Raw genomic sequence first — 4,290 nt, 5'->3', positions numbered from 1 at the left:
CGTATTTAAGGAAAAAAGATGAAAATGTCCTGCCAGATTTAGATGAAATTGAAAAACAAATTCTTGACAGCATAGAAAATAACACCCATTTTGATAATCTTTTGGAAAAATTGTCTATTCCTGCAGACCAGCTGATAACAATTTTATTTAATCTTGAGCTTAAAAATTTAATAAAAAATGAAAATGGGTTAATTACAAAATTAACCCTTTAGATTACTATTCTTTAAAAATATCTTTGTTTTTTGCTTCATCAGATTCTTTAACATCTTTCAAAGAAACTTTAACTCTTCCCTGTTCGTCAATATCAATAACCTTTACTTTTAGAATATCACCTACGCTTATTTTATCTTTAGCAGAGCGTAATCTTTCTCCTGTTATTTGAGATACATGTAAAAGACTTAGTCTTCCTGGCATAAGTTCAACAAATGCTCCATAATCTTCAACCCTTGTAACTTTTCCTAAGAAAATATCTCCTTTTTCTATATCCATTACGAGCTCATCTATCATTTTTACTGCTTTATCAGCTGCTTCTTTGTTTACAGCATATATTTTTACAAGACCATCTGGTTCTATGTCTATTTTTACACCTGTTTCATCTATTATTTTCTTAATATTCTTGCCTGAAGGTCCAATAATTAAAGGTATTTTATCTGGCAGTACTCTAATTTTAACAACAGATGGAGCATATTTTGAAACTTCTGGTCTTGGCTGTGGTATTGCTTCATACATTAAGTCAAGGATATGAAATCTTGCTTTTCTTGCCTGCTGGAGAGCTTTCTCAAGGATTTCCTTAGTTAAACCTTTTATTTTAATGTCCATTTGTATGGCAGTTACGCCGTCTCTTGTACCTGCAACTTTAAAATCCATATCTCCAAGATGGTCTTCATCTCCAAGTATATCGGTAAGAATTATATATTCGTCTTCTTCTTTTAAAAGTCCCATTGCAATACCGGCAACGTGTTTTTGCATTGGAACTCCTGCGTCAAATAAAGATAAAGAACCTGCACATACTGTTGCCATAGAAGTTGAACCATTTGATTCTAAAATTTCAGATACAACCCTTATAACATAAGGAAAATCTTCTTCTGATGGTATTAAAGGTTCTAAAGCCCTTTCTGCTAAAGCTCCGTGTCCTATTTCTCTTCTTGATGGAGCTCTTGGAGGTCTTGCCTCTCCTACACTAAATGGTGGAAAGTTATAATGGAGCATAAATCTTTTCTTTTCTTCACCTTCTTCAATGCTTTCTTCTATCTGTTCTTCTCCAGGTGCTCCTAATGTTACAACTCCAAGGGCTTGTGTCTGTCCCCTTGTGAAAAGTGCAGACCCGTGAACGCGCGGAAGCATTCCAACTTTTATCCATATAGGTCTGATTTCATCAGGTTTTCTGCCGTCAATTCTTGTTTTATCTTTAAATACTTTTTCTCTCATTAATTGAGAAACAAATTCTTTATATATGATTTTAGCTTTTACAAGGATGTCCTCAGGAATTTCTATTTCTTCTACGGCTTTTTCAAAAATAGAGTCTATAGTTTTATTTCTTTCTTTTTTATCCTGTATTTTAAAAGCTTCAAATATTTCATCTCTATATTTTTCTAAGTCTTCTTTAAGTTTTTCTTCAATTTCATCTTTTTCTACAACTATTTTTTCTTTTCCAACCTTTTTCTGAAGCTCAATTTGAAAATCTATCAACTGCTTTATATGTTCATGTGCAAACATTATAGCTTCTAATATCTCTTCTTCAGGAACCTCTTCTGAACCACCTTCAACCATAACTATAGCATCTTTAGTTCCTGCAACAACTATGTCCATATCAGATTTATCTCTTTCTTCATAAGTTGGATTTGCAATAAATTTACCGTCAACTCTTGCCACTCTAACTCCAGCAATAGGACCTTCAAATGGTGCTTCAGATATCATTAATGCAGCAGATACCCCTGTTATTGCGAGAACATCTGGGTCATTCTTATCATCAGCAGATAATGTCATAGCAGTAATAATTACGTCATTATGAAATCCTTTTGGAAATAAAGGTCTTATTGGTCTATCTATAAGCCTTGAAACAAGAATTTCTCTATTTGAAGGTTTACCTTCTCTTTTTACAAATCCTCCAGGTATTTTGCCGTAAGCGTATGTTTTTTCTCTGTACTCAACTGTTAAAGGAAGAAAATCTATATCAGGCTGTGCTTCAGAAGATACTACAGCAGCTACAAAAACTTCAGTTTCTCCTGATTTTACTATTACAGCCCCGTTAGCCTGTTTTGCAAAGTATCCGGTTTCAATAGATATTTCCTTTCCATCAATAGTTGCACTTACTTTTTCTACAGTAATTTGAGTATTGTCCATTTTGTATGTTTCTCCCTTTTTAGTGGTTTTAATATGATTAATTGAATTATATCACAAAAATTGAGTATTAATTTCTGGTGCATGTAATTGTTAAATTTAGGAAAGCACCGCATAAAGCGATGCCCATTTGATAAAAAATTACTGTTCAGATTTTGACTGTCTAATTCCAAGTTCTTCTACTATTTTTTTGTATCTTTCAACATCAACTCTTTTAAGGTAATTTAAAAGTTTTCTTCTTTTATTAACCATTCCTATAAGACCTCTTCTTGAGTGAAGGTCTTTTTTATTTTGTTTTATATGTTCTGTTAAATTTTTAATTCTTTCAGTTAAAATTGCAATCTGAACTTCTGGAGAGCCAGTATCACCTTCGTGTCTTGCGTATTTCTTAATTATTTCTGCTTTTTTCTCTGCAGTGATGGACATGAAAACCTCCTAACATTGTTAAATTTTTTCAAGAAATATATTATATCATATTATAAAAATTTGTTGTTAAGGCAAATAGTATGGAAAAAGTTAATTTAAAAGATTTAAACTTTAAAGAACTTGAAAACTGGGTAAAAGATAAAAACTGGCATAAGTTTAGGGCAAAGCAAATATCAAAGTGGCTTTATAATAAAAAAGTTTCTTCTTATGATGAAATGACAGACTTATCAAAAGATATAAGAAATTACCTTAAAGAAAATACAGAGTTTGAAAGTTTAAAACTTGTTTCTTATGAAAAATCACAGATTGATGGAAGTATAAAGTTTTTATGGAGATTGAAAGACGGAAACACAATTGAATCTGTTTTTATTCCAGAAAGAGACCATAATACCATATGTGTTTCCACGCAGGTTGGATGTGCAGTTGGATGCACATTTTGCTATACAACTAAAGACGGACTTATAAGAAATTTAACTACCGCAGAAATAATAGACCAGTACCTTCAGGTTCAAAGATTTGTTGGAAATGAAAATAGAATTTCAAATGTTGTTTTTATGGGAATGGGTGAGCCTCTTGCAAATTATGATAATGTAAGAAAAGCAGTTCAGATAATGACAGATAAAAATATGCTTGATTTATCAAATAGAAAAATAACAATTTCATCTTCTGGAATAATAGCCCAGATACTTAAAATGTACAACGACCCTGAATTTCCACAGGTAAGGCTTGCAGTTTCATTAAATGCTTCAGACCAGAAAGTAAGAGAAAGCATAATGCCTATTTCAAAAACTAATACCATTGAAGACTTAATGAAAACTTTAAACTCTCTTCCTTTTAAAACAGGTTATAGAATAATGCTTGAATATGTTTTAATTAAAGATGTCAATGATACAGAAGAAGATGCTAAAAAGCTTGTAAAACTTATTGGAAAGAATAAAAAAAGGTATAAGGTTAATCTCATACCATTTAATCCATTTGAAGAAAGTGATTATAAAAGACCTGATGAAAAAAGGGTAGAAAAGTTTCAAAAAATCCTCTGGGAGCATAATATTTCTGCTTTTATCAGATGGAGCAAAGGAAGGGATATTTCAGCAGCATGTGGACAGTTAAGAAAAAAAGAGTTAAATAATTTTATAAAAATAACTTAAAAAGGGAAAGTTATGGTTAGAAATGAGCCACTTCCTATTGATATAATTGATAATGTAGACTTTTATTATGTTATTATGGATATTCCTGGAATTAATCCTGCGGATATAGAGGTTAAAGGTGGTGAAAATTATATTGTCGTTAAAGGGAAAAAACTAAAAGAAAAATTTAAAAATTACATACTGATGGAGAGATTTTCAGGTAAGTTTTTAAGGAAAATAAATTTTCCGGAAAATATTAATATTGAAAAAGCACAGGCAGAATATAGAAATGGAGTTTTATATATAAAAATTCCTAAACTAAAAAATGAAATTTTCATTGATACATCAGTAAAAATAAACATAATTTTCAGGAGGTAGTGAATGCTTTCACCCCAGT

Annotated in this window: 4 protein-coding genes and 1 pseudogene; 3 read left to right on the top strand and 2 right to left on the bottom strand. The window is 31.1% G+C overall.

Features of this window, described 5'->3' with window-relative positions; genetic code table 11:
* A pseudogene (locus HG1285_RS19770) lies at window positions 1–212 on the top strand (hypothetical protein); the annotation flags it as partial.
* Window positions 213–216: 4 nt separating this feature from the next.
* Here HG1285_RS19770 and HG1285_RS05775 read toward each other — a convergent pair.
* Together HG1285_RS05775 and rpsO are read right to left on the bottom strand one after the other, a co-directional pair.
* Entirely contained in the window at window positions 217–2,343 is a 2,127-nt protein-coding gene (locus HG1285_RS05775; RefSeq protein WP_008288308.1) for a polyribonucleotide nucleotidyltransferase, read from the bottom strand.
* A gap of 138 nt (window positions 2,344–2,481) precedes the next feature.
* Entirely contained in the window at window positions 2,482–2,766 is a 285-nt protein-coding gene (gene rpsO, locus HG1285_RS05780) for a 30S ribosomal protein S15 (RefSeq protein ID WP_008288307.1), read from the bottom strand.
* An 80-nt stretch (window positions 2,767–2,846) separates the two neighbouring features.
* On the opposite strand from rpsO, the gene rlmN reads away from it, so the two are divergent.
* Both rlmN and HG1285_RS05790 read left to right on the top strand, forming a co-directional pair.
* The gene (gene rlmN / locus HG1285_RS05785; protein WP_008288306.1) at window positions 2,847–3,914 is read left to right on the top strand and encodes a 23S rRNA (adenine(2503)-C(2))-methyltransferase RlmN; all 1,068 of its coding nucleotides are present in this window, start codon (window positions 2,847–2,849) and stop codon (window positions 3,912–3,914) included.
* A 12-nt stretch (window positions 3,915–3,926) separates the two neighbouring features.
* Complete coding sequence (locus HG1285_RS05790; protein ID WP_008288305.1) at window positions 3,927–4,271, top strand: Hsp20/alpha crystallin family protein; 345 nt, start codon at window positions 3,927–3,929, stop codon at window positions 4,269–4,271.
* Window positions 4,272–4,290: the final 19 nt, after the last annotated feature.

Source organism: Hydrogenivirga sp. 128-5-R1-1, from assembly GCF_000171895.1.
This window is presented reverse-complemented; position numbering and strand designations above follow the sequence as displayed.